At 67.6% G+C, this 19,215-nt stretch carries 20 protein-coding genes; 19 read left to right on the top strand and 1 reads right to left on the bottom strand.

The features are described 5' to 3' along the window. Window positions 1-255: 255 nt before the first annotated feature. From A7D27_RS18515 to A7D27_RS18425, 19 genes are all read left to right on the top strand, one after another. Window positions 256-1,104, top strand: coding sequence for an ABC transporter ATP-binding protein (locus A7D27_RS18515; RefSeq protein WP_083265696.1), 849 nt, complete (start codon window positions 256-258; stop codon window positions 1,102-1,104). Window positions 1,105-1,140: 36 nt separating this feature from the next. Beyond that, the gene (locus tag A7D27_RS18510; protein WP_069565703.1) at window positions 1,141-2,136 is read left to right on the top strand and encodes an ABC transporter substrate-binding protein; all 996 of its coding nucleotides are present in this window, start codon (window positions 1,141-1,143) and stop codon (window positions 2,134-2,136) included. A gap of 10 nt (window positions 2,137-2,146) precedes the next feature. Then, complete coding sequence (locus A7D27_RS18505; protein ID WP_069565702.1) at window positions 2,147-2,923, top strand: ABC transporter permease; 777 nt, start codon at window positions 2,147-2,149, stop codon at window positions 2,921-2,923. Window positions 2,924-2,928: 5 nt separating this feature from the next. After that, window positions 2,929-3,690, top strand: a complete 762-nt coding sequence (locus tag A7D27_RS18500) for an SDR family oxidoreductase (protein WP_139134129.1) — start codon at window positions 2,929-2,931, stop codon at window positions 3,688-3,690. 13 nt (window positions 3,691-3,703) lie between these two features. Continuing rightward, entirely contained in the window at window positions 3,704-4,234 is a 531-nt protein-coding gene (locus tag A7D27_RS18495; protein ID WP_069565700.1) for a cupin domain-containing protein, read from the top strand. Between the two features lie 8 nt (window positions 4,235-4,242). After that, the gene (locus A7D27_RS18490) at window positions 4,243-5,118 is read left to right on the top strand and encodes an alpha/beta fold hydrolase (protein ID WP_069565699.1); all 876 of its coding nucleotides are present in this window, start codon (window positions 4,243-4,245) and stop codon (window positions 5,116-5,118) included. Next, the gene (locus A7D27_RS18485) at window positions 5,105-5,938 is read left to right on the top strand and encodes an IclR family transcriptional regulator (protein ID WP_069563433.1); all 834 of its coding nucleotides are present in this window, start codon (window positions 5,105-5,107) and stop codon (window positions 5,936-5,938) included. Before A7D27_RS18490 ends, A7D27_RS18485 begins: the two co-directional genes overlap by 14 nt. Further along, the gene (locus A7D27_RS18480; protein WP_069565698.1) at window positions 5,925-6,722 is read left to right on the top strand and encodes an SDR family oxidoreductase; all 798 of its coding nucleotides are present in this window, start codon (window positions 5,925-5,927) and stop codon (window positions 6,720-6,722) included. The genes A7D27_RS18485 and A7D27_RS18480 overlap by 14 nt, the downstream gene beginning before the upstream one ends. Next, on the top strand, window positions 6,715-8,382 hold the full coding sequence (locus A7D27_RS18475; protein WP_069565697.1) for a thiamine pyrophosphate-binding protein: 1,668 nt from the start codon (window positions 6,715-6,717) through the stop codon (window positions 8,380-8,382). Before A7D27_RS18480 ends, A7D27_RS18475 begins: the two co-directional genes overlap by 8 nt. A gap of 10 nt (window positions 8,383-8,392) precedes the next feature. After that, window positions 8,393-9,196 (top strand): aspartate dehydrogenase, encoded by an 804-nt coding sequence (locus A7D27_RS18470; RefSeq protein WP_069565696.1) that lies wholly within the window; start codon window positions 8,393-8,395, stop codon window positions 9,194-9,196. Window positions 9,197-9,206: 10 nt separating this feature from the next. Further along, window positions 9,207-10,694 carry an aldehyde dehydrogenase gene (locus tag A7D27_RS18465; RefSeq protein ID WP_069565695.1) on the top strand — a complete coding sequence of 496 codons (1,488 nt, stop codon included), beginning with the start codon at window positions 9,207-9,209 and terminating at the stop codon, window positions 10,692-10,694. Between the two features lie 10 nt (window positions 10,695-10,704). Next, window positions 10,705-11,670: a VOC family protein gene (locus tag A7D27_RS18460; RefSeq protein WP_069565714.1), complete on the top strand. Its 966-nt coding sequence runs from the start codon at window positions 10,705-10,707 to the stop codon at window positions 11,668-11,670. Window positions 11,671-11,681: 11 nt separating this feature from the next. Beyond that, entirely contained in the window at window positions 11,682-12,842 is a 1,161-nt protein-coding gene (locus A7D27_RS18455) for an FAD-dependent monooxygenase (protein WP_069565694.1), read from the top strand. Beyond that, window positions 12,839-13,156 carry a hypothetical protein gene (locus tag A7D27_RS18450; RefSeq protein WP_069565693.1) on the top strand — a complete coding sequence of 106 codons (318 nt, stop codon included), beginning with the start codon at window positions 12,839-12,841 and terminating at the stop codon, window positions 13,154-13,156. Before A7D27_RS18455 ends, A7D27_RS18450 begins: the two co-directional genes overlap by 4 nt. A gap of 1 nt (window position 13,157) precedes the next feature. Continuing rightward, complete coding sequence (locus tag A7D27_RS18445; RefSeq protein WP_069565692.1) at window positions 13,158-13,376, top strand: recombinase-like helix-turn-helix domain-containing protein; 219 nt, start codon at window positions 13,158-13,160, stop codon at window positions 13,374-13,376. Between the two features lie 25 nt (window positions 13,377-13,401). Further along, window positions 13,402-14,421, top strand: coding sequence for an aromatic ring-hydroxylating dioxygenase subunit alpha (locus tag A7D27_RS18440; protein ID WP_069565691.1), 1,020 nt, complete (start codon window positions 13,402-13,404; stop codon window positions 14,419-14,421). Continuing rightward, entirely contained in the window at window positions 14,418-14,870 is a 453-nt protein-coding gene (locus A7D27_RS18435; protein ID WP_069565690.1) for a RidA family protein, read from the top strand. The genes A7D27_RS18440 and A7D27_RS18435 overlap by 4 nt, the downstream gene beginning before the upstream one ends. Then, entirely contained in the window at window positions 14,867-15,826 is a 960-nt protein-coding gene (locus tag A7D27_RS18430) for a PDR/VanB family oxidoreductase (protein WP_069565689.1), read from the top strand. The genes A7D27_RS18435 and A7D27_RS18430 overlap by 4 nt, the downstream gene beginning before the upstream one ends. Window positions 15,827-16,411: 585 nt before the next feature. Further along, window positions 16,412-17,632: a hypothetical protein gene (locus tag A7D27_RS18425; protein WP_069565688.1), complete on the top strand. Its 1,221-nt coding sequence runs from the start codon at window positions 16,412-16,414 to the stop codon at window positions 17,630-17,632. Between the two features lie 46 nt (window positions 17,633-17,678). On the opposite strand, the gene A7D27_RS18420 is transcribed toward A7D27_RS18425, so the two are convergent. Continuing rightward, on the bottom strand, window positions 17,679-19,088 hold the full coding sequence (locus A7D27_RS18420; protein ID WP_069565687.1) for an amino acid permease: 1,410 nt from the start codon (window positions 19,086-19,088) through the stop codon (window positions 17,679-17,681). Between the last annotated feature and the right edge of the window lie 127 nt (window positions 19,089-19,215).

The following is a 19,215-nucleotide window of genomic DNA, read 5'->3' as shown; positions in this document are numbered from 1 at the left end:
GGAGCACACACGTTATATCGATGTGCGGCGATCACCCAATTGTTTGGGCGCTGAAGAGGCAGGCGTGTTCAGTGATTTTGATAGTTGGATTAAAGGCTTCAGTAATTTTTGCTTTTAATTATATAACTTGTTGTTTTTAAAGGTTTAATACTCGAAACAAGGTGATTTTTCGAGGTGTGGTTTTCTGGCATGTCTCGTGCAAGTTTCATAATCAAAACACTGTTTTATATATGAAACAAAAAGAGACTGAAAAAGATGGAAGCCACTGCCCTCGATATTCATGCCGGTGAACTTTCGCACCATCCGTATCCGCTCGAAACACGGGTTGAAATTGAATTCCGGCGTGTGACCAAACGCTTTGAAGCCAAGGGCGCGTCGGCCTCTACGGTTGCCGTCGCCGACCTAGATTTTCGTATTCGCCAGGGGGAAGTCGTTTCGATCATCGGCCCTTCTGGCTGTGGCAAGAGCACCTTGCTGAACATGGGCTCCGGCCTCTATTTGCCCAGCGAGGGCGAGGTGTGGGTCGGCGGCGAGCGGGTCGAGGGGCCGGTCGGGCATGTGGCGTTCATGTTGCAGAAGGACCTGCTGATGCCCTGGCGCAGCATCCGCCGCAACATCGAGCTGGGCCTGGAGATCGAGGGCTGCCCGGCGGCCGAGCGTCGCGACCGTGCCGAGCAGATGCTGCAGAAGTGTCACCTCGCCGGCTTCGGCGACCACTACCCCTTCCAACTGTCCGGCGGCATGCGCCAGCGCGCCGCCCTGGCCCGCACTTTGGTCACCGACCCCCAGGTGCTGTTCCTCGACGAGCCGTTCTCCGCCCTGGACGCCCAGACCAAGATGATCCTCCAGCAGGACCTGGCGCAGATGCTCTTCGAGCAGCGCAAGACGGCGCTGTTCATCACCCACGACCTGATCGAAGCCATCGCGCTGTCCGACCGCATCCTGGTCATGAGCGCACGCCCCGGCAGCGTCATCGAGGAGATCGATGTGGACCTGCCCCTGCGGGACAACCCGCTGGAGCGCCGCAAGCTGCCGCAGGTCGGTCCCCTCGTCGGGCGCCTGATGGCGCTGCTGAAAGTCGGTGAAGACGCCGAGTTGCACTGACCCGCTTCCGATCCCCCTTCGCAACTGGAGCTGCAGATGTTCAAGCACCTGATCCGCTCGACGTGCGCCTGCGCCGTCGTGGTCGCCAGCCTTTGCGTGCAGGCCGCACCCAAGGCCATCACCTACCTGCTGCCGGCACCGCCCAACTCCCCGGCCTTCGCGCCCTGGATCATCGCCCAGCAGAAGGGCTACTACGCCCAGCAGGGCCTGGAGGTCACCTTCGTCGCCGGCAAGGGCGGGGTGGACGTGGCCAAGCAGATCGGGGCCGGCAACGCCCTGGTGGGGGGCGCCATCGGCGACACGCCGATCATCGTCCGCGCCAACGGCGTGCCGGTGAAGGCCGTCGCGGTGCTGGGGGCCAGCGGAGTGACCATGATCGCCACCCCTGAGGGTGCGGGCATCACCCGCGTCAGGGACCTCAAGGGCAAGACCCTCACGGTGATGTCCTATTCCGACACCACCTACTACGCACTGCTGGCCTCGATGCGCAAGGCCGGGCTGAGCAAGTCCGACGTGGAGGTCCAGGCCGCCGGCCCCTCCGGCGTCTGGCAACTGTTCTCCGCCGGCAAGGCCCAGGGCATGGCCGGCGTGCCGGACTGGGTGGTGAACGCCGAGGAGGCGGGCCTCGTGGTCAGGCTGATGCCCGCGAGCGAAGTCTTCGAGAGCATGGCCCAGGCCATCCTCGCTTCCGACGAGGCCATCGAGAAGCATCCCGAAGTGGTTGCCGGCGTGGTCAAGGCCACCCTCATGGGCATGCGCGACATCATGGCCGACCCCAAGGCCGCTGCCGCCACCTTCGCCGAGGCCGTGCCCGGCTACCGGGGGCGTGAGGCCAGCCTGGAGAAGGTCCTGCGCCTCTATGTCGAGCATGTCTACGCCGGCCAGCAGCCCCTTGGGCGCATCGACCCCCAGCGCCTGGACAGCGTCCGCTCCTTCTACGTCAGCGAAGGCATCGTCAGTCGCGAGACCCCGCTGGATGCGCTCTACACCAACCGCTTCGTCGAGTCCGACGACCCGGCCACCCAGTCCTGAGGTGCCCCCGATGAAGAGCCTGAACACCCCCATGCTTGGCAGTGCCGTGCTGCTGATCCTGTTTCTCGCCGCCTGGCAGTGGGGCCCCGGCCTGCTCGGCATGCCCGAATTCGTCCTGCCCCGGTTGAGCCGGGTGGCAGAGGAGGGGTTGGCCATGTGGCGCCACGCCGGCCTGCTCGAACACAGCGCCGTCACCACCCTGGAGATCATCGTCGGCTTCGGCCTGGGTGCCCTGCTGGGCGTGGCGATCGGCGTCATCCTGGGCCTGTCGCCCACCACCGAAGCCGTGCTCTCGCCCTACATCCTGGCGTTGCAGATCGCACCGAAGGTGGCCTTCGCCCCGCTGTTCGTGATGTGGCTCGGCTACACCGTGTACCCGAAGATCCTCATCGCCGTGCTGATCGTGTTCTTCCCGGTGATGATCAACGTGCTCTCGGCGATCCGCACCGTCGACCCGGACATGATCAACCTGGTCCGCGCCATGAGCGCCAGCCGTTGGCAGATCTTCCGCCTCGTGGAGTTCCCCTCGGCCATGGCCGCGCTGTTCTCCGGCCTGCGCATCGCCTCCACCCTGGCGGTCATCGGCGTCACCGTCGGCGAACTGGTGGGTGGCAACAAGGGCTTGGGCTTCCTGCTGGTGGACGCCGAAGGGCAGGGCAACACCGCCGGCGTCTTCGTCGCCATCGTCATGCTCACCCTGATCGGCGTACTGGCCTACAGCGCGGTGGTCTGGGCCGAGAAGCGGGTCCTGCACTACCTGCCCAAAGCCAACCTGAGCACGGTGTGACCGCCATGAGCCTGACGACCCTGCTGCAAGGCCGCCGCGTGCTGATCACCGGTGGCGCCCGCGGCCTCGGCCTGGCGTTTGCCGAAGCGACGGCCCGCGCCGGCGCCCGGGTGGTGATCGCCGACATCCTCGACGACCGCGTCCGGCAGGCCGCCCATGCGCTGGCCAGCCAGGGCCTGGCCGTGAGCGGCCTGCCCCTGGACCTGGCCGACCCGGCGTGCATCGACCGCTGCGTCGCTGCTGCCGTCGAGCACCTCGGCGGCCTCGACGGGCTGGTCAACAACGCATCCATCACCGACTCGGGCGGCAAGGGCTGCGAAGAGCTGTCCATCGAAACCTTCGACCGCGTGCTGCAGGTGAACGTGCGCGGCACCTGGCTGATGACCCGCGCCTGCCTGCCGGCGCTACGCCAGGGCGGTCGTGGAGCGGTGGTCAACCTGGCTTCCGACACCCCGCTGTGGGGCGCTCCCAACCTGCTGGCGTACACCGCCAGCAAGGGCGCGGTGATCGCCATGACCCGCAGCCTGGCCCGGGAACTGGGTGGCGACGGCATCACCGTCAACGCCATCGCCCCCGGCCTGGTGGAGGTGGAGGCCACCCAGTACGTGCCCGCCGCACGGCACCAGTTGTACCGCGAGCGCCGCGCCATCCAGCGGGGCCAACTGCCCGAGGACGTCTGCGGCGCGGTGCTGTTCGCCCTGTCCGATCTTTCCCGCTTCATCACAGGACAAACCCTGCCGGTCAACGGCGGGTTCGTCATGCCCTGACCAGGAGGACTCCATGACCGATCTCAACCAGAATGCGCCCCGATCCTGGGACCGCCCCCAAGGCGCCAGCTTCGAGCAGTGGTGCAACTCCCGCATCGCGCGCTACGCCACCCGCCGCTACGACTGGGACGCGCTGAAGTTCCAGGCCGACTACGACCCCAAGTTCCGCCGGGCGCAGATGCGCTACATCGGCACCGGGGGCACCGGTGTGGCCAGCGATGCGAACACCATCCCCTCCGAGCACTTCACCTTCTCCACCATGGTGATCCCGGCTGGCCACGAGGGCCCGCCGCACCTGCACATCGACGTCGAGGAAGTCTTCTTCGTCCTGCGCGGCACGCTCAAGGTCGTGCTGGAGAAGGACGGCGAACGCTTCGAGACCATCCTCACCGACCGTGACGTGATCTCCGTGCCCCCGGGCGTGTACCGCGAAGAGATCAACATCGGGGATGAGGACGCCCTGATGTGCGTGATGCTCGGCGCGAAGAAGCCGATCACCCCGACCTACCCGCCGGAGCACCCTCTGGCGAGCATCAAGCGCTGAGGCCCGCCATGGACACGGCGCAGACCCGCATTCCCCCGCCACGCTTGCAGCAGTGCTTCCCGGAGCGCCTGGTGACCGTCACCGACGGTGTCCGGGTGGCCGTCCGCGAATGTGGCCAGGGCCCGGTGGTGGTGCTCCTGCATGGCATCGGTTCCGGTTCGGCGTCCTGGCTGCATTGCGCCCAGCGCCTGGCCGAAGGCCACCGCGTGATCGCCTGGGACGCACCGGGCTACGGCCTGTCCACGGCGCTGCCCGAGGGGCAGCCCAGGGCGCAGCACTACGTCGCCCGGCTGGAGGCGCTGCTGCAGGCCCTGGGTGTCGATCGTTGCGTACTGGTGGGGCATTCCCTGGGAGCGCTGATGGCCACCGCCTATGCCAGCGGAAGCGGTGCCCGGCGTGTTGCCCGCCTGGTGCTGCTCAGCCCGGCACGCGGCTACGGCGCCGAGGCCCTGCGGGAGGCCGGGCAACGGGTGCGCCGGCAGCGCCTGGACAGCCTCGAACGGTTCGGTATCGACGGCCTGGCCCGCGAGCGCAGCCGCCGGTTGCTGGGCCTCACTCCCAGCGAGGGGGCCCTGGCCTGGGTGCGCTGGAACATGGCCCGGCTGAACCCGACCGGTTACCGCCAGGCGGTGGAGCTGCTCTGCGGGGACGACCTGCTGGGCAACGGCCTGCCCGCGATGCCCTGCGAAGTGCATGCCGGTGAGGACGATGCCATCACCCCGCCGGAGGACTGCGCAGCCATCGCCCGGGCCCTGGAGGCGCCGTTCTCACTGATTCCGGGAGCCGGCCATGCCAGCCCCATCGAACAACCCGAGGTGGTTGCCGGCCGCATCGGCCACGCGCTACGCCTCGCCTTTCAAGGAGCCGCACATGGAAAAGCCTGAGGATCAGCACGACAGGTACATCGTGCCCGGCCTGGAGCGTGGCCTGCTGCTGCTGTGCGAGTTCAGCCGCAGGCACCGCACCCTGACCGCGCCCGAGCTGGCGCGCCGGCTGAAACTGCCGCGTTCCACCATCTTCCGCTTGCTGGCCACGCTGGAGGCCATGGGCTTCGTCAAGCGCAACGGCCACGAGTATCGCCTCGGCATGGCGGTACTGCGCCTGGGGTTCGAGTACCTGGCCTCGCTGGAGCTCACCGAACTGGGCCAGCCACTGCTCAACCAGCTCTGCGAAGAGGTCCGCTACCCGTGCAACCTGGTGGTCCGCGACGGTCGTTCCATCGTCTACGTGGCCAAGGTTTCACCCTCCACCCCGCTCTCCAGCACGGTCAGTGTCGGCACCCGCCTGCCGGCCCACGCCACCGTGCTGGGCCGCATCCTGCTGCAGGACCTGGGCCTGGACGAGCTGCGCGAGCTGTACCCGGAAGAGCGCCTGGAGCCTTTCTCGCCCTACACGCCGAGGACGGTGCTGGAACTCTTCGACCTGGTGCAGGCCGACCGCCAGCGCGGCTTCGTCAGGGGCGAGGGGTTCTTCGAATCCACCATCTCCACCGTCGCCGCGCCGGTGCGCGACCACAGCGGCGGCGTGGTGGCCGCCCTGGGCGCCACCATCCCCGCGTCCGCCATCGAACCCAACCGCCTCGACGGCCTGGTGAGCAGCGTGCGCCACCGGGCCGGTGAACTCTCCCACCTGTTGAACTACACCCCGGACGGCCACGACAAGGTGACGCCCCTTTACCGGAGCAGACAGCATGAGCCTGTGTGACCTGTCCCACGCCGTGGCGGTGGTCACCGGCGGTTCCTCCGGCATCGGCCTGGCCACGGTCGAGTTGCTGCTGCAGGCCGGTGCCGCCGTGGCCTTCTGTGGTCGTGACCGCGACCGCTTGCAGAGTGCCGAACGCGCCCTGCGCCGGTCGTTCCCCGAGGCCCGCCTGCTCGCCCGCTGTTGCGACGTACTGGACGCCGGGCAGGTCGCCGCCTTCGCCGAGGCGGTGGAGCAGGCTCTGGGGCGCGCCAGCATCCTGGTGAACAACGCCGGTCAGGGCCGCGTCTCCACCTTCGCCGACACCACCGACGCCGCCTGGACCGAGGAACTGAACCTGAAGTTCTTCTCCATCATCCACCCGGTGCGCGCCTTCCTGCCCCAGCTCCAGGGGCAGCCGGACGCCGCCATCGTCTGCGTCAACTCGCTGCTGGCCAGCCAGCCGGAACCGCACATGGTGGCCACCAGTGCCGCCCGTGCCGGGGTGAAGAACCTGGTGCGTTCCCTGGCCTTCGAGTTCGCCCCCCAGGGCATCCGGGTCAACGGCATCCTCATCGGCCTGGTGGAGTCCGGCCAGTGGCGCCGCCGCTTCGAAGCCCGTGAGGACCGCGACCAGGACTGGGCCCGCTGGAGCGGCGAGCTGGCGCAACGCAAGCAGATTCCCCTCGGGCGCCTGGGCCAGCCGGTCGAGGCGGCCCGCGCCATCGTTTTCCTCGCATCGCCCCTGTCGGCCTACACGACGGGCAGTCACATCGATGTTTCCGGAGGTTTGTCCCGTCATGCGTAACGAAACCCAAGTCACCGTCGGTGCGGCCATCGCCGCGTTCCTTGAACAGTGCGAGGTCAAGGCCGCCTTCGGGGTGATCTCCATCCACAACATGCCGATCCTCGATGCCTTCGCCCAGCGCGGGAACATCCGCTTCGTCATGGCCCGGGGCGAGGCGGGTGCCGCCAACATGGCCGACGCCTATGCCCGCACCACCGGCGGGCTGGGCGTGTGCCTGACCAGCACCGGCACGGCCGCCGGCAACGCCGCCGGTGCCCTGGTCGAGGCGCTGACCGCGGGCACGCCGCTGCTGCACCTCACCGGGCAGATCGAAACCCCCTACCTGGACCATGGCCTGGCCTACATCCACGAGGCGCCGGATCAACTGACCATGCTCAAGGCCATCTCCAAGGCAGCCTTCCGCGTGCGCAGCGTCGACACCGCCCTCAGCACCCTCAAGCAGGCCGTGCAGATGGCACTGACCGCGCCCACCGGCCCGGTGAGCGTGGAGATTCCCATCGACATCCAGGCGGCGCTGATCGACTGGCCGGCCGACCTGTCACCCTTGCCGGTCGCGGTGGCCCAGCCCGCCGAACAGGCCCTGGACGAACTTGCCGCACGTTTCGCTAAAGCCCGGCGGCCGCTGCTCTGGCTCGGCGGCGGTGCCCGTCACGCCGGTGAACAGGTCAAGCGCCTGCTGGCAATGGGTGTGGGGGTGGTCACCAGCACCCAGGGGCGCGGCATCGTCCCGGAGGATGACGAGCGATCCCTCGGCGCCTTCAACCTCAACCCGCCGGTGGAGCAGTTCTACCAGCGCTGCGACGCCCTGCTGGTGGTCGGCTCGCGCCTGCGCGGCAACGAAACCCTGAAATACCAGCTCAAGCTCCCGCGCCCGCTTTACCGCGTCGATGCCGATGCCACGGCGGACGGCCGCGGTTACCCCAGCGACTTCTTCGTCTGCGGCGATGCCGAGCCGGTCCTCAAGGGCCTGGCCGACCGACTGGACGGCCGCCTGACGGTGGACCCGAGCTTCGCCGCCGACCTGGCGGCCGCGCGCAACCAGGCCCGCGCCCAACTGGTGGACGGCCTCGGCCCCTATGCCGCCCTGGTGGAGCAACTGCAAGCGCTGGTGGGGCGCGATTTCAACTGGGTTCGCGACGTCACCGTGTCCAACAGCACCTGGGGCAACCGCCACCTGCGGATCTTCAGCCCCCGCGCCGGCGTTCACGCCCTCGGCGGCGGGATCGGCCAGGGCCTGGCCATGGGCATCGGCGCCGCCGTGGGTGCAGCGCAATCGGGCCGCAAGACCTTCGTGCTGGCGGGCGATGGCGGCTTCATCCTCAACCTCGGTGAGCTGGCCACCGCCGTGCAGGAGCGCGCCGACCTGGTCATCGTGCTGATGAACGACCAGGGCTACGGGGTGATCCGCAACATCCAGGACGCTGCCTACGGTGGCCGCCGCTGCTACGTCGACCTGCACACCCCGGACTACGCCCAGTTGTCCGCAGCCCTTGGCCTGCGCCATGCCAGGGTCAGCGACCTGAAGGACTTCAGCCGCAGCCTGGACGGCGCCCTGGCCAAACCCGGCCCCTTCCTGCTGGAGGTGGACATGCTCTCGGTGGGGCGTTTCAAGACCCAGTTCGCCGGCCCGCCGGTCAATCCGGCCACGGCCGCCAACTGAGGCACAGCCCATGTTGCATATCGCCATGATCGGGTGCGGCGCCATCGGCGTCGGCGTGCTGGAGCTGCTGGAGCACGACCCGCACTTCTGCGTCGATGCGGTGATCGTCCCAGAGGTTTCACAGGGGCGGGTGCGCCAGCGCCTGGCTGGGTTGTCCAGGCCGCCCCGGGTGCTCAGCGAGCTGCCGGCCGATGCACGCCCCGACCTGCTGGTGGAGTGTGCCGGGCACCGGGCCATCGAGGAGCACGTGCTGCCGGCCCTGGCCCGTGGCGTTCCCTGCCTGGTGGTGTCGGTGGGGGCGCTGTCCGAGCCGGGCCTGGTGGAGCGGCTGGAGGCCGCCGCCGAGCACGGGGGCACCCGCATCGAGCTGCTGCCGGGTGCCATCGGCGGCATCGACGCCCTCTCGGCGGCCCGGGTGGGTGGCCTGGAGTCGGTGCGCTACACCGGCCGCAAGCCAGCCTGCGCCTGGCTTGGCACCCCCGGGGAGCAGGTGTGCGACCTGGAGCGCCTGGAAGAGGCGCGGGTGATCTTCGAGGGCAGCGCCCGGGAAGCCGCGCGGCTGTACCCGAAGAACGCCAACGTCGCCGCCACCCTGTCCCTGGCCGGGCTGGGCCTGGACCGCACCCAGGTGCGCCTGATCGCCGATCCCCATGGCGCCGAGAACGTCCACCAGGTGGAGGCCAGCGGTGCGTTCGGCGGCTTGGAGCTGACCCTGCGCGGCAAGCCCCTGGCCGCCAACCCCAGGACCTCGGCGCTCACCGTATTCAGCGTGGTGCGCGCCCTTGGCAACCACGCCCATGTGATTTCGATCTAGGACGACGACCGTGATTGACCTCGACCCGATCCAACCCATTTGCATCGCCGGCCACTGGCGCCATGGCAGTGGTGACCTCTACCACAGCCTCTACCCGGCCACCGGCGAGGCCATCGCCCGGCTCCATGCCGCCAGCCTGGCGGACGTGGAGGAGGCCATCCTCGGTGCCGACCGCGCCTTCCGCGCAAGCGGCTGGGCCCAGCGCAAGCCCCATGAGCGTGCCGCCGTGCTGTACCGAGTCGCCGCGCTGATCCGCGAGCACAGCGAGGCCCTGGCCCAGCTCCAGCGGCTGGACAACGGCAAGCCGATCCAGGAGACCCGCAGCCTGGTGGCCAGTGCGGCGGCCACCTTCCAGTTCTTCGCCGCCGCCTGCGAAACCCTGGAGGACACCCTCACTCCGTCCCGGGGCGACTTCCTCACCCTGAGCGTCCACGAGCCCATGGGGGTGGTGGCCGCTATCACCCCCTGGAACTCGCCCATCGCCTCCGAGGCGCAGAAGCTGGCGCCAGCCCTGGCCGCCGGCAACGCCGTGGTGCTCAAGCCGGCGGAGGTCACCCCGCTGGCGGCCCTGGCGCTGGCGCGCATCTGCGACGACGCCGGCCTGCCGCGTGGGCTGGTCAGCGTGCTGCCCGGCAAGGGCTCGGTGATCGGCGATGCCCTGGTCCGCCACCCCCTGGTCCGGCGTGTGTCCTTCACCGGCGGCACCCGCACCGGCAAGCACATCGCCCGCATCGCCGCCGACAAGATGATGCCGGTGTCCATGGAGCTGGGGGGCAAGTCGCCCACCCTGGTGCTGGCCGATGCCGACCTCGACCACGCCGTGGCCGGGGTGCTCTACGGCATCTTCAGTTCCAGCGGCGAATCCTGCATTGCCGGCTCGCGGCTGTTCGTCGCCCGCCAGCACTACGCGCCCTTCATGGAGCGCCTGGCGGCGGGGGCCGCTGCCCTGCGCGTCGGTGACCCGGCAGACGAGCGCACCCAGATGGGCCCCTTGATCACCGCGCAGCACCGCGAGTCGGTGGAGCGCTACGTGGAGCTGGGCCTGCAAGAGGGCGGGCGCCTGCGCACGGGGGGCCGGCGTCCCCAGGGCGAGGTGTTCGACCGGGGCTACTTCTACACCCCCACGATCATCGAGGGCCTGTCGAATGACGCCCGCCTGTGCCAGGAGGAGGTTTTCGGCCCGGTGCTGGTGGCCATGCCCTTCGACAGCGAGGACGCCTTGCTCGAAGAGGCCAACGCCAGTTGCTACGCCCTCGCCGCCGGCATCTGGACCCGCGATTTCCAGCGGGCCTGGCGGCTCGGTCGGGCACTGCAGGCCGGCACGGTGTGGATCAACACCTACAAGCAGTTCTCCATCGCCACCCCCTTCGGTGGTTGGCGCGACAGCGGCCTGGGCCGGGAAAAGGGCCGCCTGGGCATCCTCCAGTACATGGAGCAGAAGAGCCTCTACTGGGGCCTGAATGAACAGCCGCTGGCGTGGGCCGGCGGCCAGCGATGAGGAGCGCATCATGAGCGTATTGGGAATCGACGAAATCACCTACGGCGTGGAGGACCTGGCCACCAGCGCGCGCTTCTTCGCCGATTGGGGCCTGGAGGAAGTGGCGAGCCGCGAGGACGAAGTCGTCTTCGAGACCCTCAACGGCTGCCGGGTGGTCCTGGCCCATCTGGACAAGCCCGGCCTGCCACCCGCCATCGAGGCCGGCTCCACCCTGCGCGAGGTGGTCTGGGGCGTGGAGAGCGAAGCGGACCTCAAGCGCTACGCCGAGCGCATCGCGGGTGACCCGGGCTTCACCGAAGGCGAGGGGCGCATCGGCTGCACCGACCCCAACGGCCTGGCGATTCGCTTCCAGGTCACCCGCAAGCGCGCTATCCAGGTCCAGTGCGGCCAGTCCAACACCTGGCAGTTCAAGGGCCGGATCAACCAGGCCAGCCCGATCTACGAGCGGGCCCAGCCCATCGAAGTCGGCCACGTGGTGTTCTTCGTCAGGGACGTGAATGCCTGCGAGCGTTTCTACAGCGAGCGCTTCGGCTTCGTCTGCTCCGACCGCTACCCCGACCGGGGCGCCTTCCTGCGCTGCGCGCAGGAGGGTGGCCACCACGACCTGTTCCTGTTGCAACTGCCCCAGCCCCGAGCCGGCCTCAACCACGTGGCCTTCACCGTGCGCGACATCCACGAGGTCTTCGGTGGCGGCATGCACATCGCCCGCTGCGGCTGGGACACCGAGATCGGCCCGGGCCGGCACCCGGTGTCGTCCGCCTACTTCTGGTACTTCAAGAACCCCGCAGGCGCCCTGGTGGAGTACTACGCCGACGAGGACCAGCTCACCGGGCAATGGCAGGCGCGGAGCTTCGAGCCCGGCCCCACGGTGTTCGCCGAATGGGCCATCGCCGGTGGCCTGGACGGCCATACGCGGCGGCAAAGGGACATCGACGCGCCCCAGGGCCGATTTCTCACCGATAAACCCAAGAACTGAAGGTGGACCCCATGAATGCATTGACCATCGGCATCCTCGGCGGTGGCATCGGCGGGTTGGCCGCTGCCATTGCACTGCGCCAGGACGGGCACCAGGTGCGTGTCTATGAGCAGGCGCGCGCTTTCCTGCGGGTTGGCGCGGACATCAACCTGACGCCTAACGCCGTGCGCGCCCTGGATGGCCTGGGGGCGGAGCTGGGGGAGCGCATCCGCCGTCATGCCGCGCGCCCCACCCACCGCATCAGCCGCCAATGGGACAGCGGCGAGGAAACCTCGCGCCTGGACATGGCCGACAGTGCCGAGCACAAGTACGGCGCACCGCAACTGACCATTCACCGGGCCGATCTGCTGGCCGAGCTGGCGGCAGCCTTTCCCTTGGACCAGGTGCAGTTCGCGTCCCGTGCCGAGGCCGTGTGCCTGGTGGACGAGGGGGTCGAAGTCAGTTTCCAGGATGGCCGCAGGGACCGGGTCGATGTGCTGGTAGGCGCCGACGGTATTCACTCTGTGGCACGTCGTGCGTTGTTTGCCGATGAGCATCCGCGCTTCACGGGGGTGGTGGCCTACCGTGCGGTGGTGCCCGTTGAGCGGGTGGCCCATGTGCCGGATATCCAGGCGTTCACCAAGTGGTGGGGCCCGACCCCGGAAAGCCAGATCGTCACCTTCCCGCTGAACCGGGGGCGCGACATCTTCATTTTTGCCACCACTGCCCAGGACAGTTGGTACGAGGAGTCCTGGACCCGTGCCGGTGATGTGGAGGAGTTGCGCAGCCATTACAGGGCCTTCCATCCGGGCGCCCGGTGCTTGCTCGATGCCTGCGACGCCGTGCTCAAGACCGCCCTCTACGAGCGTGACCCGCTGCCGTACTGGTCCCAGGGCGGCATCACCCTGCTGGGGGATGCCTGCCACCCGATGATGCCGTTCATGGCCCAGGGCGCTGGCCAGGCCATCGAGGATGCCGTGCTGCTGGCCCGGCACCTGCGGGGTGCGACCCGATCGACCTGCGCGCGTGCCTTGACGGGGTATCAGGGCTCACGTCTGGCGCGGACCCGCGAAATCCAGATCGCTTCCCGTGGCAACCAGTGGCTGAAGGCCGGCGGCAATGCTGACTGGGTGTACGGCTACGACGCCTGGCAGCAACCCCTGGATCAGGTGGGCGCGGGGACCTCGGCATGAGCGAACCCATGCTGCTTACCGTGCTGCTGCGCCACGACCAGTCGAAGAACCTCGACGCCATCCAGGCCCACATGAAGGCCCATGACTGGTGGGAGCGCTTTCCGGGGGAGGGGGTGGAGATCGTCTCCTGGACGGTTGCCATGGGCCTGGGGCAGATCGTCACCCTGCGCCTGCCGCCGGCCCTGCTGCCGCGCATCAACCTCGAACTGGAGCGCTCCGCCTGGGGCGTCTTTCGTACCGAGTGCTACCCGACCTACGACTTCGTCCCGGTCCGCGAAACCATTCGCGAGCGGGTCCGCAATGGAGGCCAGTGACATGCCAGACCGTTACCTCGAACCCCACCAGGCCCGCCCCCGCGAGCCGAATGCCTTTGAAGACCTGCTCGGCGACTCCATCGAGCGGGCCTACGCCGCCGGCCTGCATGACCTGCCGGGCCTGCTGGGCTACCTCAACCAGGCAGGGCCCACGTGCCCGGGGGGCGGTCCCTGGACCGAGGCTGCCTACATCGCCCTGATGGCCCGCCTGGGCGCCTGAAGATTCCCACCAAGAGGAACGCGATATGAACACCGTGGACCCTGTTGAACAGCTTCTGGCCAACGGCTTGAAGAACCTCTGGTACCCCATCTGCCCGAGCGGTTTTGTGGCGGACAGGCCGGTTTCGCTGCGTCGCCTGGGCTACAAGCTGGCCCTCTGGCGCGACACCGACGGCAGCCTTCATGCCGTGGAAGACCACTGCCCGCACCGGGGTGCGCCGCTGTCTCGCGGGGTGAACCTCGGCGACCGCTTGCAGTGCCCCTACCACGGTGTGGAGGTGCGCTGCGACGGTGTCGCCACCCGGGTGCCCGGCAGCCCTGGTTGCACGCTGGAAGGCAGCCAGGCGACCCGCTGGTTCCATGTCACCGAGGCCGCGGGCGCTGTGTGGCTGTACAACTCGGCGCAGAGCGTCGAACAGGCACCGCCCCTGGTGCTGCCGGAGCAATTGAGCGACCCGGCCTTCTCCCACTTCCTCTGCTACACCGAGTGGCGGGGCGACTACCGGTACGTGCTGGACAACGTCATGGACCCGATGCACGGCACCTACCTGCACAAGCAGTCCCATTCCATGTCCGAGGGGGACAGCCAGGCGAAGTTCATCACCCGTGACACCGAGACCGGCTTCATCTTCGAGAAGGAGGGCCAGCGTGGCGTCAACTTCGACTGGACCGAGTGGGCCGACACCGGTGTGCACTGGATGCGCCTGGAAATCCCCTATCCCAGGACCGGCGGCCCCGGTGGCAACTTCCACATCATCGGCAGCTACACGCCCATCAGCCGCTCGCTGAGTGCCGTGTTCCACTGGCGCTGCCGGCCACTCAGTGGTTGGCAGCGGGATACCTGGCGCTTCCTCTACAAGAACCGCCTGGAGGCCCGTCACTGGGCGGTGCTGGAGCAGGACCGGGAAATGCTCGAGTTCATGGAACCGGATGCCAACCAGCGGGAGAACCTCTACCAGCACGACCTGGGCCTGGTGCGCCTGCGCCGGCACATGAAGAACCTGGCCAAGGCCCAGTTGGAACTGATCGAGGCCAGGTCGCTATGACTCCGGTCCGTCGTATCCGCGCCGATGCGGTTCCCGAGCTGGACAGCGCCACCTGGTCCAACGCCCTGCGGGTGGGTCATGAGCTGGTGATGTCGGGCATGACCGCACACCCGGCCACCCGTCAGGCCGCCGAGCGGGGCGAGCCCCTGGACGCCTATGCCCAGACCCTGGAGGTGCTGGGCAAGGTGAAGGCATTGCTGGAAGCGGCGGGGGGGCATATCGGCAACCTCTACAAGCTCAACGTCTACCTCACCCGTATCGAGGACAAGGATGCGGTCGGGCGTGCGCGGCGTGATTTCTTCGCCGGCCAGGGCTGCTTTCCCGCCTCCACCCTGGTGGCGGTGAGTGGGCTGGTGTTCCCGGAGCTGGTGGTGGAGGTCGACGCCTGGGCGCGCCTGGACATTGACCTGAATCGCTGTGACCAAACCTGGAACGGAGGTGACGCATGACCCAGGACAACCGGCTGGCGGCCTTCGTCCACACGCTGCGCTTTGAGGCGGAGGGCATCATCGGCGTGGAGCTGCGCCCCCGGGGCGATACGGTGTTCGCACCGTTCACCCCCGGTGCCCACATCGACCTGCACCTGGACAACGGCCTGGTGCGCAGCTACTCGCTGTGCAACTCGCCGGAGGACCCTGGCCGCTACGTGCTCGGCATCCTCCGCGACCGCAACAGCCGGGGCGGCTCGGCTCATGTGCACCAGAACCTGCGGGTGGGCATGCCGCTGACCATTTCCCCTCCGCGCAATCACTTCCCATTGCACGAGGACGCCGCACATACGGTGCTGGTGGCCGGCGGCATCGGTATCACGCCCCTCTATTGCATGTTCAACCGGCTGCGTGCCCTGAACCGCTCGGTCGAGCTGCTCTATTGCGCCCGTTCGCGCAGAGAGGCCGCCTTTGTGGAGGCGTTGGCTGCCGTGACCGACGCACCGGTGAGACTGCACTTCGACGATGAGCAGGGCGGCGCCATCGACCTGCAGGCTTTTCTTGCCGAACGTCCCTCGACGGCCCACTTCTACTGCTGCGGCCCGACGCCGATGATCGAGGCCTTCGAAAGCCTGTGCGACACACTTGGCCACGGTAAGGCCCATGTCGAGCGCTTCGCCGCCTCTGCTCATGCCCCGGCGACAGCACAGCGTGGCTATCAGGTGAAACTGGCGCGCTCGGCCAAGGTGATCGATGTGCCCAGCGGGGTGTCCCTGCTGGATGCTCTGTTGAAGTCGGGGGTCGATGTGGCGTGCAGTTGCCGCGAAGGCGTTTGCGGAGCCTGCGAGACCCCTGTGCTGGAGGGCGAGCCGGACCATCGGGACAGCGTGCTGACCCAGGCCGAGAAGATGGCCAACCGGACCATGATGGTCTGCGTCTCGGGCTGCAAGGGCGCCCATCTGGTGCTCGACCTGTAGGTTTTTCAACAGTCCCTTGCTCCCCTTTTTCGGCGCCTCTGGCGCCGTTTCTTTGCCTGGCTGACGGCCCCTTCGTGCGGCGGAGAATCGGGTTTCCGGGGGTTGCATGGCCGGGTGAAAGCGGACGCTCGCCGGCCTGCTCCCGGACCGGCTGAGTTGACGGAGTGCCCCCCCCCGAAAGGTTGCCGTTAGCTGTCACCGCCCATTGTCCGCGCGCGCACTCTGTGCACTTTGGTTACCTCTGCAACGCACGGTTTCACAGGGGGCACAAAGCCCCTTGTTCTACATATAAACAATTGATTCAAAAGGATTTTTTAAAGGGTTTCCGGCTCTTCGGGTGGCACGCTTCATGCTCCTTTTCCCCTGTCGCACAGGACGCAACGTGCGATGCCACCGCCACTTCTCCGAACGCTCGCATCGGCCTTCGCAGGCGCGGAAGGGCGCGGTGAACAACAACCTGCGGGTGAATGAAACTCGCTGCGAATCCAGGGTTCGGCGCTTGCCTTGAACAGTGGAAATACCGCGGCCGGGGACTTCTTTGCCTGCAGAAAACTGCCTTAGCGAACGAGCAGAAAAGGATTCTTGATGAACAGATACCTGATCCCTCTCGGCCTTGTGCTTCTTGCCGGTCCCGCCCTGGCCGCGCCGGCTACCGGCACGCCCCCGGTCGCCCCGGCCAAGCCTTTCCCGCATATCGGCCTGCGCAGCGACGATGGCCGCAGCACCCTGGACATCGGCGGCGCCCTGCGCCTGCACTACCGCGATGAACACTGGAAGACGACGGAGAACAACGGACGCTTCCTCTTCGATACGTTCCGACTCGACGTGCAGGCTACCCACGAGGGCTTCTTCTCCGATCTGGGCTACTGGTTCCAGGACGACGGCAAGCGTGCCATCGACCGTGGTTTCGTCGGCTACCGGATCAATGACACCTCCAGCGTGCAACTGGGGGCGCCCTTCAAACCCTTTGGCCTGGAGCCCTACCCACAGTTCGGCTGGAGCTACCACATCCCTTTTTTCCTCGGCTACGGTTCAAGCGCCGGTGCCGGTGCCAAGTACCTGTACAAGGACGCCGACTGGCTCATCCAGGTGGGGTACTTCCCCCGCATGCTGCCCAGCCACATCCGCTTCTCGCCGGAGGTGGGGCGTTTCGCGGACCTGGATGAGAACGCCATCCCCTCGATTCATCAGCGCCAGGACAACGAGAAGCGTGATCAGGTGAACCTGCGGGTGGCGCGCACACTGGCCGGTGAGGCGTGGAAAGCCGAGCTGGGCGCGTCCCTGGCCACCGCTCGCCTGTACAACGCCACCACCGGCGATGACGGCAGCTACCGCGCCGGCGGTGTACATGCGGTGTTCAACACGGGCCAGTGGACCGTCACCACCCAGGGCATCCGCTACCTGTTCGATCCGCAGAATCCGGCTGGAGTCCGGGATGACGTGATCCTGATGGGGGGCAACGGGTTGACCCCGGCCTACCTGATCGCCACGCGGGCATCGGTGGTGTCGTTCAACGTCGGATACGACGTGCCAACGCCAAACCTGGGCATGCTGAAGACGCTGCGCTTCTACAACGACTACAGCCGCATGCTCAAGGACAGGCGCGACTGGGATGACTCGCAGATGTTCACCGCCGGGGTGCAGTTCATCGCGATGCCGATCATGGGGTGGCTGGACTTCACCTGGGGGCGCAACGCAAACCCATACGGCGGCGCGGAGAGTGGAACCGGCTTCACCAGCGCCACCTCGTCGCGCAGCAATGAGTGGGTCTTCCGCACCAACCTCAACCTGGGCTACTACTTCTGACCTCGCTGCCCGGTCACCTGCCGCCGGCAGGTGACCGGGCGCTGCGTCAGCCGGCGGCCAGCGCGTTGCGGGCCTGGGCGGCGCGGTTGAGCTTGAGGCGGTAGCAGCCGCCCATCACCAGCAGCCACACGGGGATGGCATAGACCGAGACGTTGATGCCGGGGGTCAGCAGCATCACCCCGAGGATGAACGCCACGAAGGCCAGGCACAGCCAGTTGCCGAAGGGCGACCAGAAGGCGCGGAAGGCGGTGCGCAGGCCCTCGCGGTCCTTGTGCTGGCGGAACTTGAGGTGGGCGTAGCTGATCATCGCCCAGTTGATCACCAGGGTGGCCACCACCAGGGACATCAGCAGTTCCAGCGCGTTGTGCGGCAGCACGTAGTTCACCAGCACCGCCAGCCCGGTCACCAGGGCCGACACCACCAGCGCCCGCACCGGCACGCCACGCTTGTCCACACGGGCCAGGGCGCGGGGGGCGTCGCCCTGTTCGGCCAGGCCCACCAGCATGCGGCCGTTGCAGTAGGTGCCGCTGTTGTAGACCGACAGGGCGGCGGTCAGCACCACGAAGTTCAGCAGGTGGGCGGCGGTGTCGCTGCCGATCAGCGCGAAGATCTTCACGAAGGGGCTGCCGCTGTACGGGTCGCCGGCGCTGCTGATGCTGGCCAGCAGGGCGTCCCAGGGGCTGAGTGTGAGCAGCACCACCAGGGCGCCGACGTAGAAGATCAGGATGCGCCAGATCACCTGGTTGATCGCCTTGGGGATCACCTGGGCGGGTTTCTCCGCCTCGGCGGCGGTGAAGCCGAGCATCTCCAGCCCGCCGAACGAGAACATGATGAAGGCCATGGCCATCACCAGCCCGCTGATGCCGTTGGGGAAGAAGCCGCCGTGGGCCCAGAGGTTGGTCACGCTGGCCTGCTCGCCGCCGTTGCCGCTGAACAGCAGCCAGCAGCCGAGGACGATCATGCCGACGATGGCCACCACCTTGATCATGGCGAACCAGAACTCGGCCTCGCCGAACAGCTTCACGTTGGCCAGGTTGATGGCGTTGACCAGCACGAAGAAGGCTGCGGCCGTGGCCCAGGTGGGCACGTCGGGCCACCAGAAGTGGATGTACTTGCCCACCGCCGTGAGTTCGGACATGCCCACCAGGATGTACAGCACCCAGCAGTTCCAGCCCGAGAGGAAACCGGCGAAGCCGCCCCAGTATTTGTGCGCGAAGTGGCTGAAGGAGCCGGCGACCGGCTCGTCGACGATCATTTCGCCGAGCTGGCGCATGATCAGGAAGGCGATGAAACCGCAGATGGCGTAGCCGAGGATCATCGACGGCCCGGCGGACTTGAGCACCCCGGCGGAGCCGAGGAACAGGCCGGTGCCGATGGCGCCACCGAGGGCGATGAGCTGGATGTGGCGGTTCTTCAGGCCGCGCTTGAGCGAACCGGTGTGTTGCGCGTCGTGCATGGCGTCACCTTTTCTTGTTGTCGTGACGGAAATCGAACCCGCTGCGCTTGTGGCGCGGCGGCGTGGGCAAGGCGGTTGACCTTTAGTGGCCGTGCAGCAGCACGTCCCCGAGTGGGGGCCGCGATTG

This window comes from Pseudomonas sp. 1D4 (genome assembly GCF_001728925.1).
Classification (GTDB): domain Bacteria; phylum Pseudomonadota; class Gammaproteobacteria; order Pseudomonadales; family Pseudomonadaceae; genus Metapseudomonas; species Metapseudomonas otitidis.
Note: the sequence above shows the minus strand (reverse complement) of the source record. Positions and strands in the feature narration are given on the sequence as shown.